The 16954-nt window shown below is 60.6% G+C and carries 17 protein-coding genes; 12 read left to right on the forward strand and 5 right to left on the reverse strand.

Annotation, left to right across the window (positions count from 1 at the left end):
• Positions 1 to 106 precede the first annotated feature (106 nt).
• The 5 genes from LCU97_RS09405 (at position 107) to LCU97_RS09425 (ending at position 5632) form a co-directional block, all read left to right on the forward strand.
• On the forward strand, positions 107 to 1015 hold the full coding sequence (locus LCU97_RS09405; protein WP_053153146.1) for a carbohydrate ABC transporter permease: 909 nt from the start codon (positions 107 to 109) through the stop codon (positions 1013 to 1015).
• Positions 1008 to 1853 carry a carbohydrate ABC transporter permease gene (locus LCU97_RS09410; RefSeq protein WP_232776198.1) on the forward strand — a complete coding sequence of 282 codons (846 nt, stop codon included), beginning with the start codon at positions 1008 to 1010 and terminating at the stop codon, positions 1851 to 1853. The genes LCU97_RS09405 and LCU97_RS09410 overlap by 8 nt, the downstream gene beginning before the upstream one ends.
• 2 nt (positions 1854 to 1855) lie before the next feature.
• Complete coding sequence (locus LCU97_RS09415) at positions 1856 to 3016, forward strand: ABC transporter ATP-binding protein (protein WP_232776199.1); 1161 nt, start codon at positions 1856 to 1858, stop codon at positions 3014 to 3016.
• Positions 3017 to 3244: 228 nt separating this feature from the next.
• The gene (locus LCU97_RS09420; protein ID WP_053153154.1) at positions 3245 to 4591 is read left to right on the forward strand and encodes a carbohydrate porin; all 1347 of its coding nucleotides are present in this window, start codon (positions 3245 to 3247) and stop codon (positions 4589 to 4591) included.
• Positions 4592 to 4777: 186 nt separating this feature from the next.
• Positions 4778 to 5632 carry a D-hexose-6-phosphate mutarotase gene (locus tag LCU97_RS09425; RefSeq protein ID WP_232776201.1) on the forward strand — a complete coding sequence of 285 codons (855 nt, stop codon included), beginning with the start codon at positions 4778 to 4780 and terminating at the stop codon, positions 5630 to 5632.
• A 130-nt stretch (positions 5633 to 5762) separates the two neighbouring features.
• On the opposite strand, the gene LCU97_RS09430 is transcribed toward LCU97_RS09425, so the two are convergent.
• Positions 5763 to 6623 carry a MurR/RpiR family transcriptional regulator gene (locus tag LCU97_RS09430; protein ID WP_172679636.1) on the reverse strand — a complete coding sequence of 287 codons (861 nt, stop codon included), beginning with the start codon at positions 6621 to 6623 and terminating at the stop codon, positions 5763 to 5765.
• A 197-nt stretch (positions 6624 to 6820) separates the two neighbouring features.
• Between LCU97_RS09430 and zwf the strand changes: the two genes are divergently transcribed.
• The 3 genes from zwf to LCU97_RS09445 are packed head-to-tail and all read left to right on the forward strand — an operon-like array spanning position 6821 to position 9673.
• Positions 6821 to 8290: a glucose-6-phosphate dehydrogenase gene (gene zwf, locus LCU97_RS09435; RefSeq protein ID WP_053153166.1), complete on the forward strand. Its 1470-nt coding sequence runs from the start codon at positions 6821 to 6823 to the stop codon at positions 8288 to 8290.
• Positions 8277 to 8990, forward strand: coding sequence for a 6-phosphogluconolactonase (gene pgl, locus LCU97_RS09440; RefSeq protein WP_232776203.1), 714 nt, complete (start codon positions 8277 to 8279; stop codon positions 8988 to 8990). Before zwf ends, pgl begins: the two co-directional genes overlap by 14 nt.
• A 17-nt stretch (positions 8991 to 9007) precedes the next feature.
• Positions 9008 to 9673: a bifunctional 4-hydroxy-2-oxoglutarate aldolase/2-dehydro-3-deoxy-phosphogluconate aldolase gene (locus LCU97_RS09445; RefSeq protein ID WP_053153172.1), complete on the forward strand. Its 666-nt coding sequence runs from the start codon at positions 9008 to 9010 to the stop codon at positions 9671 to 9673.
• Positions 9674 to 9793: 120 nt separating this feature from the next.
• Here the strand turns inward: LCU97_RS09445 and LCU97_RS09450 are convergent, their stop codons facing one another.
• A complete protein-coding gene (locus tag LCU97_RS09450) occupies positions 9794 to 10981 on the reverse strand; it encodes an aminotransferase class V-fold PLP-dependent enzyme (RefSeq protein WP_232776204.1) in 1188 nt (395 codons plus the stop codon).
• A 12-nt stretch (positions 10982 to 10993) separates the two neighbouring features.
• A complete protein-coding gene (locus tag LCU97_RS09455; RefSeq protein ID WP_053153178.1) occupies positions 10994 to 11230 on the reverse strand; it encodes a DUF3820 family protein in 237 nt (78 codons plus the stop codon).
• 205 nt (positions 11231 to 11435) lie between these two features.
• On the opposite strand from LCU97_RS09455, the gene LCU97_RS09460 reads away from it, so the two are divergent.
• The 4 genes from LCU97_RS09460 to LCU97_RS09475 all read left to right on the forward strand — a co-directional run bounded on the left by LCU97_RS09460 (position 11436) and on the right by LCU97_RS09475 (position 15179).
• Positions 11436 to 11900, forward strand: coding sequence for a ferritin-like domain-containing protein (locus LCU97_RS09460; RefSeq protein WP_053153183.1), 465 nt, complete (start codon positions 11436 to 11438; stop codon positions 11898 to 11900).
• A gap of 211 nt (positions 11901 to 12111) precedes the next feature.
• Positions 12112 to 14112, forward strand: coding sequence for an FUSC family protein (locus LCU97_RS09465; protein ID WP_232776206.1), 2001 nt, complete (start codon positions 12112 to 12114; stop codon positions 14110 to 14112).
• Positions 14099 to 14305 carry a DUF1656 domain-containing protein gene (locus tag LCU97_RS09470; protein ID WP_003198565.1) on the forward strand — a complete coding sequence of 69 codons (207 nt, stop codon included), beginning with the start codon at positions 14099 to 14101 and terminating at the stop codon, positions 14303 to 14305. Before LCU97_RS09465 ends, LCU97_RS09470 begins: the two co-directional genes overlap by 14 nt.
• A gap of 10 nt (positions 14306 to 14315) precedes the next feature.
• Positions 14316 to 15179: an efflux RND transporter periplasmic adaptor subunit gene (locus LCU97_RS09475; RefSeq protein ID WP_232776208.1), complete on the forward strand. Its 864-nt coding sequence runs from the start codon at positions 14316 to 14318 to the stop codon at positions 15177 to 15179.
• A 131-nt stretch (positions 15180 to 15310) separates the two neighbouring features.
• Here LCU97_RS09475 and LCU97_RS09480 read toward each other — a convergent pair whose 3' ends face one another.
• Positions 15311 to 15781: a MaoC family dehydratase gene (locus tag LCU97_RS09480; protein WP_003227420.1), complete on the reverse strand. Its 471-nt coding sequence runs from the start codon at positions 15779 to 15781 to the stop codon at positions 15311 to 15313.
• A gap of 62 nt (positions 15782 to 15843) precedes the next feature.
• Entirely contained in the window at positions 15844 to 16788 is a 945-nt protein-coding gene (locus LCU97_RS09485) for an alpha/beta hydrolase (RefSeq protein ID WP_232776209.1), read from the reverse strand.
• Between the last annotated feature and the right edge of the window lie 166 nt (positions 16789 to 16954).

Consider the following 16954-nt stretch of genomic DNA (forward strand, 5'->3'; position numbering starts at 1 on the left):
GGTCCGTCGAAAGACTGAGGCGCTTTCATCGCGAGCAAGCTCGGCTCCCACACAAGCGGCTCCCACAAGGAATGTCACTGTAGTTTTTCAAGTACTGGATCTTCCCATGAGTTCTGTTGCTGTGTTCAGCAAAGCCTCGCCGTTCGATGCACTGCAACGCTGGCTGCCAAAACTGGTGCTGGCGCCCAGCATGTTCATCGTCCTGGTGGGCTTTTACGGCTACATCCTGTGGACGTTTCTCCTGTCGTTCACCAATTCGACTTTTCTTCCGACCTACAAATGGGTCGGCCTGGCGCAGTACGCGCGGCTGTTCGATAACGACCGCTGGTGGGTGGCGAGCAAGAACCTGGCCGTTTTCGGCGGACTGTTCATCGGCATCACACTGGTCATTGGTGTGTTGCTGGCGGTATTGCTCGATCAGCGCATCCGCCGCGAAGGTTTCATCCGCACCATCTACCTGTACCCGATGGCGCTCTCCATGATCGTCACCGGTACTGCCTGGAAATGGCTGCTCAACCCAGGTATGGGTCTGGACAAGCTGCTGCGTGACTGGGGCTGGGAGGGCTTTCGCCTGGATTGGCTGATCGACCCGGACCGCGTGGTGTATTGCCTGGTGATCGCGGCCGTGTGGCAGGCCTCGGGCTTCATCATGGCGATGTTCCTTGCCGGCTTGCGGGGTGTCGACCAGTCGATCATCCGTGCAGCGCAGATCGATGGCGCGAGCATGCCCACGATCTACTGGAAAGTGGTGCTGCCGAGCCTGCGTCCGGTGTTCTTCAGCGCCGTGATGATCCTGGCGCACATCGCAATCAAGAGTTTCGACCTGGTGGCGGCGATGACGGCCGGTGGCCCCGGCTACTCGTCCGATCTGCCTGCCATGTTCATGTATTCGTTCACCTTCAGTCGCGGCCAGATGGGCATGGGCTCGGCCAGTGCGATCCTGATGCTCGGTGCGATCCTCGCGATCATCGTGCCTTATCTGTATTCCGAGCTGAGGACCAAGCGCCATGACTAGTCTCGTCGTCAAACCCGGTATCAACCTGAGTCGCATCGCGATCCATGCAGTGCTGATCCTCGCCGTACTGCTTTACCTGGTGCCGCTGGTGGTCATGTTGCTGACCAGCTTCAAGACGCCGGAAGACATCAGCACCGGCAACCTGCTCAGCTGGCCGACCGTGGTCAGTGGCATCGGCTGGGCCAAGGCCTGGGCCACGGTGAACGGTTACTTCTGGAACTCGATCATGATCACCGTTCCGGCGGTGCTGATCTCCACCGCCATCGGTGCGTTGAATGGCTACGTGCTGTCGATGTGGCGTTTCCGTGGTTCGCAGCTGTTCTTCGGCCTGTTGCTGTTCGGCTGCTTCCTGCCGTTCCAGACCGTGCTGCTACCGGCTTCGTTCACCCTCGGCAAGATGGGGCTGGCCAGCACCACCACCGGCCTGGTGATCGTACACGTGGTGTATGGCCTGGCGTTCACCACGCTGTTCTTCCGCAACTACTACGTCAGCATTCCCGATGCGCTGGTGAAGGCGGCGCGCCTGGACGGTGCGGGCTTTTTCACGATCTTCCGCAGGATCATCCTGCCGATGTCGACGCCGATCATCATGGTCTGCCTGATCTGGCAGTTCACGCAGATCTGGAACGACTTCCTGTTCGGCGTGGTGTTCTCCAGCGGCGATTCGCAGCCCATCACGGTGGCGCTGAACAACCTGGTCAACACCAGCACCGGGGCCAAGGAATATAACGTGGACATGGCGGCGGCGATGATCGCCGGGCTGCCGACCCTGCTGGTCTATGTGGTCGCAGGCAAGTATTTCGTGCGCGGGCTGACGGCCGGCGCGGTCAAGGGGTAATCATGGCAACGCTCGAACTTCGCAATGTAAACAAGACCTACGGCGCCGGCCTGCCCGACACCCTGAAGAACATCGAACTGTCCATCAAGGACGGTGAGTTCCTGATCCTCGTCGGCCCTTCGGGTTGCGGCAAGTCGACCTTGATGAACTGCATCGCCGGCCTGGAGACCATTACCGGCGGCGCGATCATGATCGGTGACCAGGATGTCAGCGGCATGAGTCCCAAGGATCGCGACATCGCCATGGTGTTCCAGTCCTACGCGCTGTACCCGACCATGAGTGTGCGCGAGAACATCGAATTCGGCCTGAAGATCCGCAAGATGCAGCAGTCTGCCATCGACGAAGAAGTGGCCCGGGTCGCCAAGCTGTTGCAGATCGAACACCTGCTCAACCGCAAGCCCGGCCAGCTCTCCGGCGGCCAGCAACAGCGCGTGGCCATGGGCCGTGCGCTGGCGCGGCGACCGAAGATCTACCTGTTCGACGAACCGCTGTCCAACCTCGACGCCAAGCTGCGGGTCGAGATGCGCACTGAAATGAAACTGATGCATCAGCGCCTCAAGACCACCACGGTCTACGTAACCCACGACCAGATCGAAGCCATGACCCTGGGCGACAAGGTGGCGGTGATGAAGGACGGGATCATCCAGCAGTTCGGCACGCCGAAGGAGATCTACAACAACCCGGCCAACCAGTTCGTGGCGAGTTTCATCGGTTCGCCGCCGATGAACTTCATCCCGTTGCGCCTGCAACGCAAGGACGGTCGCCTGCTGGCTTTGCTCGACAGCGGCCAGGCCCGTTGCGAGCTGCCGCTGGGCATGCAGGACGCCGGTCTGGAGGATCGCGAAGTGATCCTGGGCCTGCGTCCGGAGCAGATCGCGCTGGCGGGTAGCGAGCCGAATGGCCTGCCGACCATTCGCGCCGAAGTCCAGGTCACCGAACCCACCGGCCCCGACACTCTGGTATTTGTCAGTCTAAATGACACCAAGGTTTGCTGTCGCCTGGCTCCGGACGTGGCTCCACAGGCCGGGGAAACAATGACGCTTCAGTTTGACCCTCAAAAAGTATTACTATTTGATGCGCAGACCGGTGAGCGCCTGGGAGCGGCTGGTCAGGCGCACGCCGAAGGGCGAGCGCCGAACGTGGCGCAGTTCAAGGGCCGGTGAAGAACAAATGTGGGAGCGAGTCTGTGGGAGCAAAGCTTGCTCGCGAAGAACGATAACGCGGTCATCCAAAAGACCGAGGCGTCTTCATCGCGAGCAAGCTCAGCTCCCACCCAGGCTCGCTCCCACAAAGAAGTATGCGGTGGGTGGGAAACCGTCCACCGCAATCGTTGTAAACCGCGTTAGAAAAAATAAAAACAGTCAATAACAATAAAGACGAGGGAAGTAGGGATGAAGAAGAAAAACAACGCCCAGCTTATCTGCCAGTTGTCAGCCGTTGCGGCGATGATGCTGGTGGGTAGCGCACAGGCTGACGAAGCGTTCAGCGCCAATTCGAAGTGGATGACGGGTGACTGGGGCGGCGAGCGGACCCGGCTGCTTGAGCAAGGTATCGACATCAAGGCCGATTACGTCGGCGAAATGGGCGCCAATCTCCATGGCGGCTACAACGACGACAAGACCGCGCGCTGGTCGGGCCAGTTTGGCCTGGGCGTAGCGCTCGATCTTGAAAAGCTGGCAGGTTGGGACGACACGGAAGCCAAGATCCAATTCACTCGCCGGGACGGTCGCAACATTTCCAACGACCGTATCGGTGATCCACGTGCCGGTACCCTCAGTTCTTCCCAGGAAGTCTGGGGTCGTGGGCAAACCACCCGTCTGACCCAGTTGTGGATCAAGCAGAAGTACTTCGACAGCAAACTGGACGTCAAGGCCGGTTACTACGGCGTGGGTGAAGACTTCAACACCTTCCCTTGCGAGTTCCAGAACCTGGCGTTCTGCGGTTCGCAAGCAGGCAACTGGGCGACCAACATCTGGTACAACTGGCCAATCATGCAGGCGGCCATCCGGTTCAAGTACAACATCACGCCTGAACTTTATGCACAGATCGGCGCCTACAACCAGAACCCTTCGCAACTGGAAAACAACAACCGCTACAAGCTCAGCGGCAGCGGCACTGAAGGTACGCTGATTCCGGTGGAGTTGGTCTGGTCGCCTAAACTCAATAACCTGCCGGGCGAATACCGCGTGGGTTACTACAAGAGCACGGCCAAGGCCGATGACGTACGCGAGGACGAAAACGGCAACGATGCCGCGACCACCGGTCTCGCCTATCGCAGCCACAGCAGCAAGCATGGCTACTGGCTCGTGGTGCAGCAGCAGCTCACCACCCACAATGGCGATGCTTCCCGCGGCCTGAACATCGCGGCCAACGCGACTTTCCACGACAAGGACACCAACGTCGTCGACAACTACCAGTCGCTGATGTTCGTGTACAAGGGGCCGTTCGACGCACGTCCGAAAGATGACGTCGGCATCGGCTTCTCCCGTATCCATGTCAACGATGACGTGAAGAAAAACGCCGAGCTGACCAACGTGGCCAACGGTGTCACGGACTACGACGATCCGCTGTTCTCGCCGTTGCGCAACACCGAGTACAACTATGAAATCAACTACGGCTTCCATGTCACCAACTGGCTGACCGTTCGTCCCAACCTGCAATACGTCACTCACCCGGGCGGTGTCGATGAAGTCGATAACGCACTGGTGGCCGGCCTGAAAATTCAGTCGGTGTTCTAACGCTGTTGCGATAAGCTCCTCTCTATGTGCGCATATTTGCGGACGGCCAAGGCTGTCCGCTTTTTTTTGTGAAGCACTTGGCTGAAACAGCACCCTGTGGGGCAAGGGGATACATCCCCTCGCCACCGCAACGCGCTTCACCCGGTTGTCCGGTTGAGAGTTCAATGATTTCCAGGAATGCGGCACATGCATGAGCATCCGCTACAACGCTTTTTCAGATCCTTGCGCGAGCGCCCGGTGTTTGCGTGGGAGCGCTATCGCCAGCGCGATGTGCTGGTGATCGATCATCCGCTGTGCCAGGCGGTGTTCAGTCGCCAGGGTGCGCAGTTGTTGCATTTCCAGCCTCGTGGCCAGAAGCCGTGGCTGTGGTGCGCGTCCAAATGGCCGCAAGTCGGCGCGATACGGGGCGGAGTGCCAGTGTGCTGGCCCTGGTATGGCCGCCATCCGAGCGAGAACGCCTGGCCGTCCCATGGTTGGGCGCGCTTGATCGATTGGAAGTTGATGGACAGCCGCAGCGACGATGACGGCGTGCACCTGCACTGGCAGTTACAGCTGTGCGATTGGCAAGTCGACCTGCATGCAGACCTGGGCGAGCGCATGGAATTGCGCTTGAGCACCGAGCATCAGGACAGCCTGCCCTGTCAGTTGAGCCAGGCGTTGCACGCTTATTGGCGTATTGGTGACGTCGGTGAGGTAGCGCTGTCTGGGCTCGAGGGCGCGCAGGGTTACGACCATCTGAGCCGCGCGGTTTGTCGGCAGGAAGGCGAGTTGCGGGTCGAGGGCGGCTGTCAGCGGGTATTCCAGCACGAAGGGGAGTTGCAGCTCAAGGACCGTGCCTGGCAGCGCCAATTGTGCATCGACACAGGCGACGGTACCGACACGGTGGTGTGGCATCCCGGTGCCCGGCCGTTGTTGGGGGTGAGTTGGGATGAAGTCAATGAGTTCGTGTGCGTCGAGGCGGCCAGTGGCGGCACGGACAGCCTATGCCTGGCGCCGGGGGAGCGGGCGCATTTGAGCTTGCAGGCGCGGGTGGGGGCTTGATTCAGGATTTGTAGTGCTGCTACAGCCCTCTTCGCGAACAAGCCCGCTCCCACATTTGAAATGCATTCTCTTGTGGGAGCGGGCTTGCTCGCGAAGAGGGACTAACAGACGCCAAAGCTCCTGAGCCGCATCAATTGAACTCATCCCCCACCGGATACCGGCTCGCATTCAGGCTTTCCTTGATCTTGCGCAGATGCGGCTGGAAATCCACGCCACGGCGCAGGGTCATGCCGGTGGCGAGTACATCCAGCACGGTGAGCTGGATGATCCGCGAAGTCATCGGCATGTAGATATCGGTGTCTTCGGGCAACGGAATGTTCAGGCTCAGGGTGCTGGCCTTGGCCAAGGGTGAGTTTTCGGCGGTCAGGCCCAGCACCGAAGCGCCGTTTTCCCGGGCAATGCGGGCCACTTCCACCAGTTCACGGGTGCGACCGGTGTAGGAAATGATCACGAACAGCTCGCCAGTATGGGCTACCGACGCGATCATGCGTTGCATCAGCACGTCGGCATGGGCGGTCACCGCCAGGTTGAAGCGGAAAAACTTGTGCTGGGCGTCCAGAGCCACCGGGGCCGAGGCGCCAAGGCCGAAGAAGTGGATCTGCCGGGCCTGGATCAACAGGTCCACGGCACGGCTGATCAAATTTGGATCGAGTGCCTGGCAGGCGCTGTCCAACGAGGCAATGGCACTGCCGAATATTTTCTGGGTATAGGCTTGCGGATTGTCGTCGGCTTCTACTGCACGACTGACGTAAGCCGCGCCACTGGCCAGGCTTTGCGCCAGCTGCAGCTTAAGTTCCGGGTAACCGCTGACGCCGAACGAGCGGCAGAAACGGTTTACCGTGGGTTCGCTCACCGACGCGGCCTGGGCGAGGGCGGCAATGCTGAAGCGGGTGGCCTGCTGTGGGTTGAGCAGGATCACCTCGGCCACCTTGCGCTCGGCCTTGTTGAGGTCTTCAAGGCGACTCTGGATCTGCTCCAGGAGATTTCGCACGCGGTCCATAAAAGATTCCTAGGAAAGACGGGTCTTTGATACGACCCTTTGTGGTGGCCTATCCTACTGTTGGCTCCGGCGGACCACCACTCGGAATCAGTATTTTCGGAAAATGTTGTGGTTATTACTACATTTTTCCTTGAGTGATGCCTTGAAAAAAGGTATTTGTAGCTTAACTTGATAAAAGAACAAACATCATGCCTCCGATTACGGTTGAACCGTGCACCTTTGCCTTGTTCGGCGCGCTGGGCGATCTGGCCTTGCGCAAGCTGTTCCCCGCCCTCTACCAACTCGATGCGGCGGGCCTGCTGCACGAGGACACGCGGATCCTCGCCCTGGCGCGGGAACCGGGTAGCGAGCAGCAGCATCTGGCGTTCATCGGCACTGAATTGCGCCGCTACGTGGGCGACAAGGACCTGAGCGAAACCGTCGTCGAGCGCTTCATGGCACGATTGACCTACCTGCACGTGGATTTCCTCAAGGCTGACGATTACGTCGCCCTGGCCGAGCAGGCCGGTTCCGCCCAACAAGTCATCGCTTATTTCGCCACGCCGGCGGCGGTGTACGGCGCGATCTGCGAGAACCTGGCGAAGGTCGGCCTGAGCGAAAACACCCGTGTCGTGCTGGAGAAACCCATCGGCTCGGACCTGGAATCGTCGCGCAAGGTCAACGATGCCGTGGCGCAGTTTTTCCCGGAGAACCGTACCTATCGCATCGACCACTACCTGGGCAAGGAAACCGTACAGAACCTGATCGCGCTGCGGTTCGCCAACAGCCTGTTCGAAACCCAGTGGAACCAGAATTACATTTCCCACGTGGAAATCACCGTGGCCGAGAAAGTCGGCATCGAAGGCCGCTGGGGCTATTTCGACAAGGCCGGTCAACTGCGGGACATGATCCAGAATCACCTGTTGCAGCTGTTATGCCTGATCGCCATGGACCCGCCGGCCGACCTGTCCGCCGACAGCATCCGTGACGAGAAGGTCAAGGTGCTCAAGGCCCTGGCGCCCATCAGCCCGGAAGGCCTGACCACCCAGGTGGTGCGCGGTCAGTACATCGCCGGTCACAGCGAGGGCAAGGCGGTGCCTGGCTATCTCGAAGAACCCAATTCCAATACCCAGAGCGACACCGAAACCTTCGTCGCCCTGCGCGCCGACATTCGCAACTGGCGCTGGGCCGGCGTTCCGTTCTATCTGCGTACCGGCAAGCGCATGCCGCAAAAGCTGTCGCAGATCGTCATCCACTTCAAGGAACCTTCCCACTACATTTTTGCTCCCGAGCAGCGTCTGCAGATCAGCAACAAACTGATCATCCGCCTGCAACCGGACGAGGGGATTTCCCTGCGGGTGATGACCAAAGAGCAAGGCCTGGACAAGGGCATGCAATTGCGCAGCGGTCCGTTGCAACTCAATTTTTCCGACACCTGGCGCAGCGCACGGATTCCCGATGCGTATGAGCGGCTGTTGCTGGAAGTCATGAACGGCAATCAGAACCTGTTTGTCCGTAAAGATGAAATCGAAGCCGCGTGGACGTGGTGTGACCAGTTGATCGCTGGATGGAAGAAATCCGGTGATGCGCCCAAGCCGTATGCGGCCGGGTCCTGGGGGCCGATGAGCTCTATCGCACTGATCACGCGGGACGGGAGGTCATGGTATGGCGATATCTGAACTGAAACTGCCCCAGGGCGTCAGCGCCCTTGAATTCAAGAGCCCGGTGCTGCTGGCCGAAGGGTTGGCGTTGAAAGTGGCCGAGCAATTGCGCGAAGCGATCCAGGCACGTGGTGCGGCAACCCTGGTGGTGTCCGGCGGTCGTAGCCCGGTGGCGTTTTTCCAAAGCCTGGCCAAGCAGGCGTTGGATTGGTCGAAAGTGGTGGTGAGCCTGGCCGACGAACGTTGGGTACCGGTCGAGCACGCCGACAGCAACGCCGGCTTGCTCAAGCGTTATCTGTTGCAGGGGGCCGCAGCCAAGGCTCAGTTCCTGAGTCTCTACAGCGCCAGTGCCAACCTGGAGGCCGCTGCCGAACAGGCGGATCGCCTGCTGGCCGAGTTGCCGCCCATCGACGTGCTGGTATTGGGCATGGGGGATGACGGGCACACCGCTTCCCTGTTCCCCGACAGCCCGAACCTGGCCGAAGCCCTGGACCGCGAAGGATCCCGTCGTTGCTGGCCGATGCTGGCACCGACCGTGCCGCACCAGCGTCTGACCATGAGCCGCGCCTTGCTGGCTTCGGCGAAGCACAAGGTGCTGTCGATTTCCGGTCAATCGAAGTTGACCACCCTGAACACCGCGGTGGCCGGTGACAATGTCGCCGAGATGCCGATCCGTGCGTTTTTGCAACCTACGTTAGAGATTTACTGGTGCCCATGAACCAAGGATCAGCCGCTATGAAAAACCCATCCCCGACCGTTTCCATGGCGGACAAAGTTACCCTGATCGACAACCTCTGCGCCAAGGCGCGGATCCTGCCGGTGATTACCATTGCCCGTGAACAGGACATCCTGCCGCTGGCCGATGCGTTGGCCGCCGGTGGCCTGACGGCGCTGGAAGTGACCTTGCGTTCCCAGTATGGCCTCAAGGCCATTCAGGTGCTGCGCGAGCAGCGCCCGGAGCTGGTGACCGGCGCTGGCACCGTGCTCGATCGCCACATGCTGGCGGCTGCCGAAGCGGCCGGCTCGCAGTTCATCGTGACCCCGGGCATCACCCGCGATCTGCTCGAAGCCAGCGTCCAGAGCCCGATCCCGTTGCTGCCGGGCATCAGCAACGCATCCGGCATCATGGAAGGCTATGGCCTGGGCTATCGCCGCTTCAAGTTGTTCCCGGCGGAAGTCAGCGGCGGCGTCGCGGCCCTCAAGGCGCTGGGCGGTCCGTTCGGCGAAGTGAAATTCTGCCCTACCGGCGGTGTGGGGCCGGCCAATATCAAGAGCTACATGGCGTTGAAGAACGTGATGTGCGTGGGCGGTAGCTGGATGCTCGATCCCGAGTGGATCAAGAACGGCGACTGGGCCCGCATCCAGGAATGCACCGCCGAAGCCCTGGCGCTGCTGGACTGAATCCGACCGAATTTCGTTGGGTGTATCTACGGCTTTACGGTGCGCTTGGTCGGCGCACCGTTTTTTTTTGCCCTGAGTTTTGCTTGAGTCCGCCCTGAAAAAACGCTGTGGGAGCAACCGCTACGTATGGCTCAGCTCGATCAGGGCCTGGGTCAGCCGCTCGATGTCGCTGGCCAGCGTGATCAACCCCGGCGTGATACGGATGCAGGGTCCAACATGGGTGTTGCGTACCACCGTGAAGATTCCGTAATCGTTGAGCAATCGATCGGCCATCGCCTGCTGGTCTGTCCGAGCGGTAAAGCGCATGGAAGTGATGCCGCAGTAGAGTCGCCGGTCATCCGGAGTCATCACCTCGATGCCCGGTAGGTCACGCACGGCACTCACCCACAAGTCACGCAAGTAGGCGAGCCGTGCGCCCTTGGCCGGAGCGCCACCCAGGGCATGGTGTTCTTCGAATACCAGGGGCAGGGTCATCAGGGCCGGAATGTTGGGCGTGCTGTGGGGTGTGCGGGAGCGAATGTCGCTCAACGGATGACTGGCATCGCCCATGTCCGGGTCGATGTCGGCCAGCCGCTGTGGGGCGATATACAGGAAGCCGAGGGCCAGCGGGCCACCGATCCATTTCTGCAAATTGAAGCCGGCGAACGGGATCCCCAGTTTCTTCAGATCGAAGTCGATCTGCCCCAGGGCATGGGCGCCGTCGAGAATGATGTCGACGCCGAATTCCCGCGCCGTTTCGGCAATGGCCTGGACCGGCATGACCAGCCCGGTCAGGTGATTGACGTAGGTCAGCGTCATCAGCTTCAGGCGCGGGTAGCGGATGAAGGCTTCGCGATAGGTCCCTACCAGACTCTCGAAACTGGCGGGGTGTTGGTGGACCAGTTCGATCACTTCCACGCCACGCTGGCGGGCCAGCCAACGCATGGCGTCCCTGACCGATGGGTACTCCAGGTCGCATATCAGAATCTGATCGCCTGGCACCAGGCCGTTATAGTTGCGGATCAAGGAGTGGAGGGCGTCGACCGCGCTACGGACCAGCGCCACGGTTTGCGGGGCGACATCGATCAGCTCCGCGACCCGACGGCGAATCGCCTCGCCATGTTCACGGTCGAAATGCTGGCGCACATAGACCGAGTTGCTGCGGTTGATGAATTCGATGTTGCGCTGGTATTCCTCCACCACCGTCCGCGACATGCGGCCGAAGTAGCCGTTCTCCAGGTTCAACGGCCCATCGGGGTCAACATCGTAGCGGCCGACAAAGGTCTGCCAGAAAGCTTCATCGTGGGCGCGCAGCGTATTCTCGGGCATGGTGGGGCTCAGTCATGGATGGGGCTTGGGTTTGCCGTGTTTGAGGCGCAGGGGATCGAGCAGCTCGGAAAGACCGTTGTGATCGATTTCCTGCATCAATGCCAGCAAGCCACCCAGTTCTCCGTGCGGAAAGCCTTCGCGGGCGAACCAGTTGAGGTATGGACCGGGCAGGTCGGCCAGGATTCTGCCCTTGTATTTGCCAAAGGGCATCTGGCGCGTAACCAGCAGTTCGAGGGTTTCCGGATTCATGGCAAATGTCTTGATTCAACAGCCTTGAAAAATACAGGCATTCTGCATGCAGGCCAAATGACAGATCATGCAAATAACGCGGATACAGTTGGCTGGTTATAAATTAACTATTTGATTTTTAAGGGAATTGAGTTTTGATTTGACCTGGCATGGCCGATGCAACATTCCTTGCAGGTTTTTTATTCACCAGCAAAGGAACTGAAAAATGACCGATATGAACAAAGAAGCCATTTCCGTCCTCAACGACCTGATCCAGACCAGCAAGGACGGTCAGGAAGGTTTCAAGACCTGTGCTGAAGACATCAAGCACCCCGAACTCAAGGCTCTGTTCGTTCAGCGCGCCGCCGATTGCGCCACTGCTGCGTCTGAGCTTCAAGCCGCTGTTCGCTCCCTGGGCGGAGATCCGGAAACCTCCACCAGCGTGGCCGGTGACTTGCACCGCCGTTGGGTCGATGTGAAGTCGATGTTCACCGGCAAGGATGAAGAGGCGGTGCTCAACGAGGCCGAGCGTGGCGAAGACCATGCGAAAAAGGCCTATCAGGAAGCGCTTGAAAAGATCAACAAGCACAATCTGGTCGGGATTCGTGACTTGGTAGAGCGCCAGTATCACGGCGTGCAACGCAACCATGATCAGGTCAAGGCCCTGCGTAATCGGGCGAAAGCCAGCTGAGTACGCTTCTTGACCAAAAAACGCCAGCTAGTCTGGCGTTTTTTTGTGGTTGCGATTGCGCCACGGCGTTTGCCTCCGGATACGTAAAAGTGTGTTGCCCGATTCTGGGGTAATTGCCTATGGACTCAAGTAGATAGCTAGCTAATAATTGCGCTCTCCCTGCATTTGTCGTTGCGACTATTGTTACTGCAATCCTCGAAGAGTTTCTTGCGTGCCCATTACTTTTCAGGCCTTGTTTGCCCCCGACCGCCTCGCTGTGCAATTCGCCATCAAAACCGTGCTCGGTGGTGGGCTGGCGCTATGGCTGGCTCTGCGCTGGGGCCTGGAGCAGCCGTCATGGGCGCTGATGACCGCGTTCATCGTGGCTCAGCCCTTGTCCGGGATGGTGGTGCAGAAGGGACTGGCGCGTTTGCTCGGCACCTTGGTGGGAACGGTCATGTCAGTGGTGTTCATGGGGCTGTTCGCCCAGGCGCCATGGTTGTTCCTTCTAGCGCTGGCGCTATGGCTGGGGCTGTGCACGGCCTGCTCCACGTTGCTGCGCAGCGCTTGGTCCTATTCGTTCGTACTGGCCGGCTACACGGTGGCGATCATCGCCTTGCCGGCCATTTCCCATCCATTGACCGTGTTCGACCAAGCGGTGGCGCGCTGCACCGAGATCAGCCTGGGCATTGTCTGTGCGACGGCGACCAGCGCCTTGCTGTGGCCGTTACGGGTCGAGCGGCAACTGGCGGATCAGGCCCGTGCCGCCTGGCAAAGTGGGATGCAGGCCGCCCGTGCCACCTTGGCCGGCGACGCCCAGGCGCGAAAAGGCTTGTTGGAAATCCTCGGCAAAATCGTCGCCGTGGACGCCCAGCGTGAACATGCCTGGTTCGAAGGCCGCCTCGGCCGGCAGCGTGCCCGGGCCATCAGCGGCTTGAGCCAGAAGCTGCTGATGCTGTTGCGTATATCCCGTTCGGTGCGCCGGCAATGGAAGCAGCTCGAGCCGCAGGAAGCCGAGGCCTTGAAGCCTTGGATGGACGATGTGCAACACGCCCTCGCCGCCGACAGCGCAACGCTGCACGCCTTGCGGCCCAGGGTGTTGGACGCCTCCCATGATCCAGAGATCAGCTCGGCGCAAAGCTATTGCCTGGCCCGCTTCGCCTTGTTGCTCGATACCGCCCTGGCTGCCTGCGCTGCGCTATCGGCGGTGCAGGAGGGCAGGGAGGCGGCGGATCCGCCACGTACCCTCACGCCGCACCGTGACCTGTCCCTGGCGATGGTGTTCGGCGCCCGCAGCGCCCTGGCGTTTCTCGCCGTGAGCTGTTTCTGGCTGGCGACGGCCTGGCCCGCCGCATCGGGTGCGCTGTTACTCACCTGCGTGGTGTGCAGCCTGTTTGCCAGTCGCGAAAACGGTGCGCAGATCGGCCTGAGTTTCCTGCGGGGCATCCTGCTGGCCGTGCCGACGGCCTTCGTGGTTGGCGAGATCGTGCTGCCGCAGTGGAGCAGTTTCGCGATGCTCTGCATGGCCATGGGCGTGCCGCTGTTCCTGGGGGCGCTGGGCATGGCCAAGCCGCCGATTTTCGCCACGGCCACCTCGTTCGTTCTGCACTTTATCGTGCTGGTGTCCCCGCTCAATACCATGAAGTACGACGTTGCCGCGTTCTTCAATAATGCTCAGGCCATGATGATCGGCGTGGGGGCGGCGGTGCTTGCGTTCAATCTATTGATCTTGCGCGATCCTGCCTGGCACAGCCGTCGACTGCTGAAGGCGACGCTCGACGACCTGGTGCGCCTGACCCATCGCAACCTGCGCGGCGCCGAGAGCTGGTTCGGTGGACGCATGGCCGACCGGTTGCTGCAGCTGGCGCGGCATTATCCTGAGCTGCCGGTACCGGCACGCAGCCGTTGGGATGATGGGTTGTTGGGCCTGGACATCGGTGATGAGTTGTTGCACCTGCGCCTGAGCCTGGCTGTTGCCCAGGTGCCCGATCACTTGGCGCAGAAGCGTTATTTCGACGCGTTGGAGCGGGTGCTCGAACGGGGCCCCAACGGTGAGCAGGCCGAGGCATTGGCTCCGGCGAGCGCCGAGTTCCTGAAGGTGCTGTCGGCGCAGCCGCCGGGCGATGCGTTGAAGTTGGCCCAGGGCGCGGTGGTGCAATTGCAAAACAGCTGGCGTGCCTGGTGCCGCCAGCACGAACCTGAACGACGGGAGCACAGCCATGGGCTTGCGTGAATGGTCGATCGGCGGGGTGTTGCTCAGCCCGTTTCTGATTTATGTCGTGCTGGCTCTGCTGGTGACCGGTGCCTTGCGCCTGTTGCTCAGCCTCGTGCCGGCCGGGCGCTGGATCTGGCATGAGGCGCTGTTCGACTGCGCCTTGTATGTCTGCGTCCTGACTGTCATTACAGTGGTCCTCGGGCCGTTATAAGGAGTTGAATATGCGGACCTCCGTACGCGTCGCCGTCACGTTGAGCGTGGTGGCGGTGGCCATCTTCGCCGGCTTTCATCTGTGGCAATACTACATGCTCACCCCCTGGACCCGGGATGCGCGGATCCGCGCCGACGTGGTGGTGATTGCCCCTGATGTATCGGGCTGGGTGCGCGAACTCAAGGCTGTGGACAACCAGCAGGTCAAGGCGGGCGACCTTTTATTGAGCATCGACCGCGAGCGGTTCGAGGCTGCAGTGGAGAAGGCCCGGGCCGTGGTCCAGACCCGTCAGCAGCAACTGAGCCTGCGCGAACACGAAGCCAGTCGCCGCGCCGCCCTTGGACCCCAGGCCATCAGCGCCGAGCTGCGGGAAAACGCCCAGATCAATGCGGGCATCGCCCGGGGCGAACTGCGCGAAGCCCAGGCCGAAGCCAAGGTCGCCGAGCTAAACCTGGCCCGCAGCCAGGTGCTGGCCCCACGCAGCGGCCACATCACCAACCTGCGGTTGGCCGAAGGCAACTACGTGAACGCCGGGCAGCCGGTCATGGCGCTGATCGACGACTCGACGTTTTATGTCCAGGCTTATTTCGAAGAAACCAAACTGCCGAGGATCCGCGTGGGCGATCCGGTCAAGGTCTGGTTGATGAGCGCCGACCATGCGCTGGAGGGACACGTGGAAAGCATCAGTCGCGGTATCACCGACCGCAACACCAACCCCGATACCCAGTTGCTGGCCGAGGTTGAGCCGACCTTCAACTGGGTGCGCCTGGCCCAGCGGATTCCAGTGCGGATCAAGCTGGATAAGGTGCCGGACGGGGTCAGCCTCAGTGCGGGGATGACCGCGAGTGTGCAGGTGCAGGACGATACCCGCTGATTGGCCTGTGGGAACAAAACCGGGAGTCTGTGGGAGCAAAGCTTGCTCGCGATACAGGCGACACGGTTCAACTTCAGGACAGTGTCATCGTTCATCGCGAGCAAGCCTTGCGCCCACAGGTGCGTGCATCATCAGCCGATGCTGATGGCCGGCAAAGTCGGCAAGGTCACGGTCTGCTGTTTGCGCGGCGCAAGGATTTCGGCCTCGCCATCGACCACCAGCTCGTCGCGCTGGTTGAACACGCGGGTGGCGATGCGCACGCGGAACTTTGGCAATTTTTCCAGGATTTCCAGGCGCACGGTCAGGGTGTCGCCGATTTTCACCGGTTTCTGAAAGCTCATCTGCTGGCCGATGTAGATGGTGCCCGGCCCAGGCAATTCGCAAGCCACCGCCGCGCTGATCAGTGCACCGCTGAACATGCCGTGGGCGATGCGTTCCTTGAACATGCTCGCCGCCGCGAACTCGGCGTCCAGGTGCACCGGGTTGTGGTCGCCCGACATCGCTGCGAACAGCTGGATGTCACGCTCTTCGACGGTCTTGCTGTAGCTGGCAGTCTGGCCCACTTCGAGGGCTTCGTAAGGGATGTTGGTAACCTGGGTCATCTGTCTCAAATCCTGTAACGGGTAAAAAGGAGAAACGCAGCCAGCGGGCCGCGTCAAGAACACTACTCGCTTCGTGGCGGCCGTTTGTGGCTCAACGCCTGGGCGATCCAGGCAAGCACGTCGGTCGTCACTTCATCGCGGTTGGTTTCGTTGAACAATTCGTGCCGGGCCTGCGGGTAAATCTTCAATTGCAAGTGCCGGTTGCCAGCGTCGCACAGGGCATCGGCCAGATCCTTGAGACGCTTGCCTTCGCTCACCGGATCACATTCGCCGCCAATGACCATCAGCGGCAGGCCCGGATCGATCTGGGCGAGATTGGACGCTTTGCTGATTTGCTGCAATCCGCCGAGCAGATCCACCCATAGCTGGTTGGTGCAACGAAAGCCGCACAGTGGGTCCTGAACGTATTTGTCCACTTCGACCGGGTCGCGACTGAGCCAATCGAAGGCCGTACGCGTCGGTTTGAATGCCTTGTTGAAACTGCCGAACGACAGCCACTCGATCAAGGCGCTGCGCCCGGTGGCACCCTGGCGCCAGCGTTCGAAACGGGCGATCTGGCGAGCGGCGCGATAAAGCGTCACCGGTTGAAAGTTGGAACCGCTGAGAATCGCCCCATGCAGGCTTGCACTGTGATGCAGCAGGTAAGCCTGGGCGATATAGCTGCCCATACTGTGCCCCAGCAGCAGGATGGAGGTCTCGGGATGTTGCTGGCCGATGTGCTGATTGAGACTGGCCAGGTCGCCCACCACTTTGGCCCAACCGTCATGGTCGGCGTAATGGCCCAGGATCGCGTTCTCGGCGGTGCGGCCGTGGCCGCGCAGGTCCGGGGCGTAGACGCCATAGTCTTCGTTGCACAGCGCCTGGGCCAGGCGTGCGTAGCGGCCACTGTGTTCGGCCATCCCATGGGCCACCATGATCACCGCCCGGGGCGCGCTTTCGGGCAGCCACTGATTGACGAACAGGCGGCTGTGGTCGGTCGTGGTCAGCCAGAACGTTTCATGAATCATGACGATTCCTTTGCAGGGGAGCATGCGCGCTGTTGCTGCATTGTATAGCCCATCCGTTGCGTTCCGCCTGATCAGGCCATGCGAAGGCAGCAAGATTCACACAATCTATGACACAAATTGCCGTATTTGCCTGATTGGCCAGAGCTGCTAGTGTCCCAAGAGCTCC

The organism is Pseudomonas uvaldensis, from assembly GCF_021271205.1.
GTDB lineage: Bacteria > Pseudomonadota > Gammaproteobacteria > Pseudomonadales > Pseudomonadaceae > Aquipseudomonas > Aquipseudomonas uvaldensis.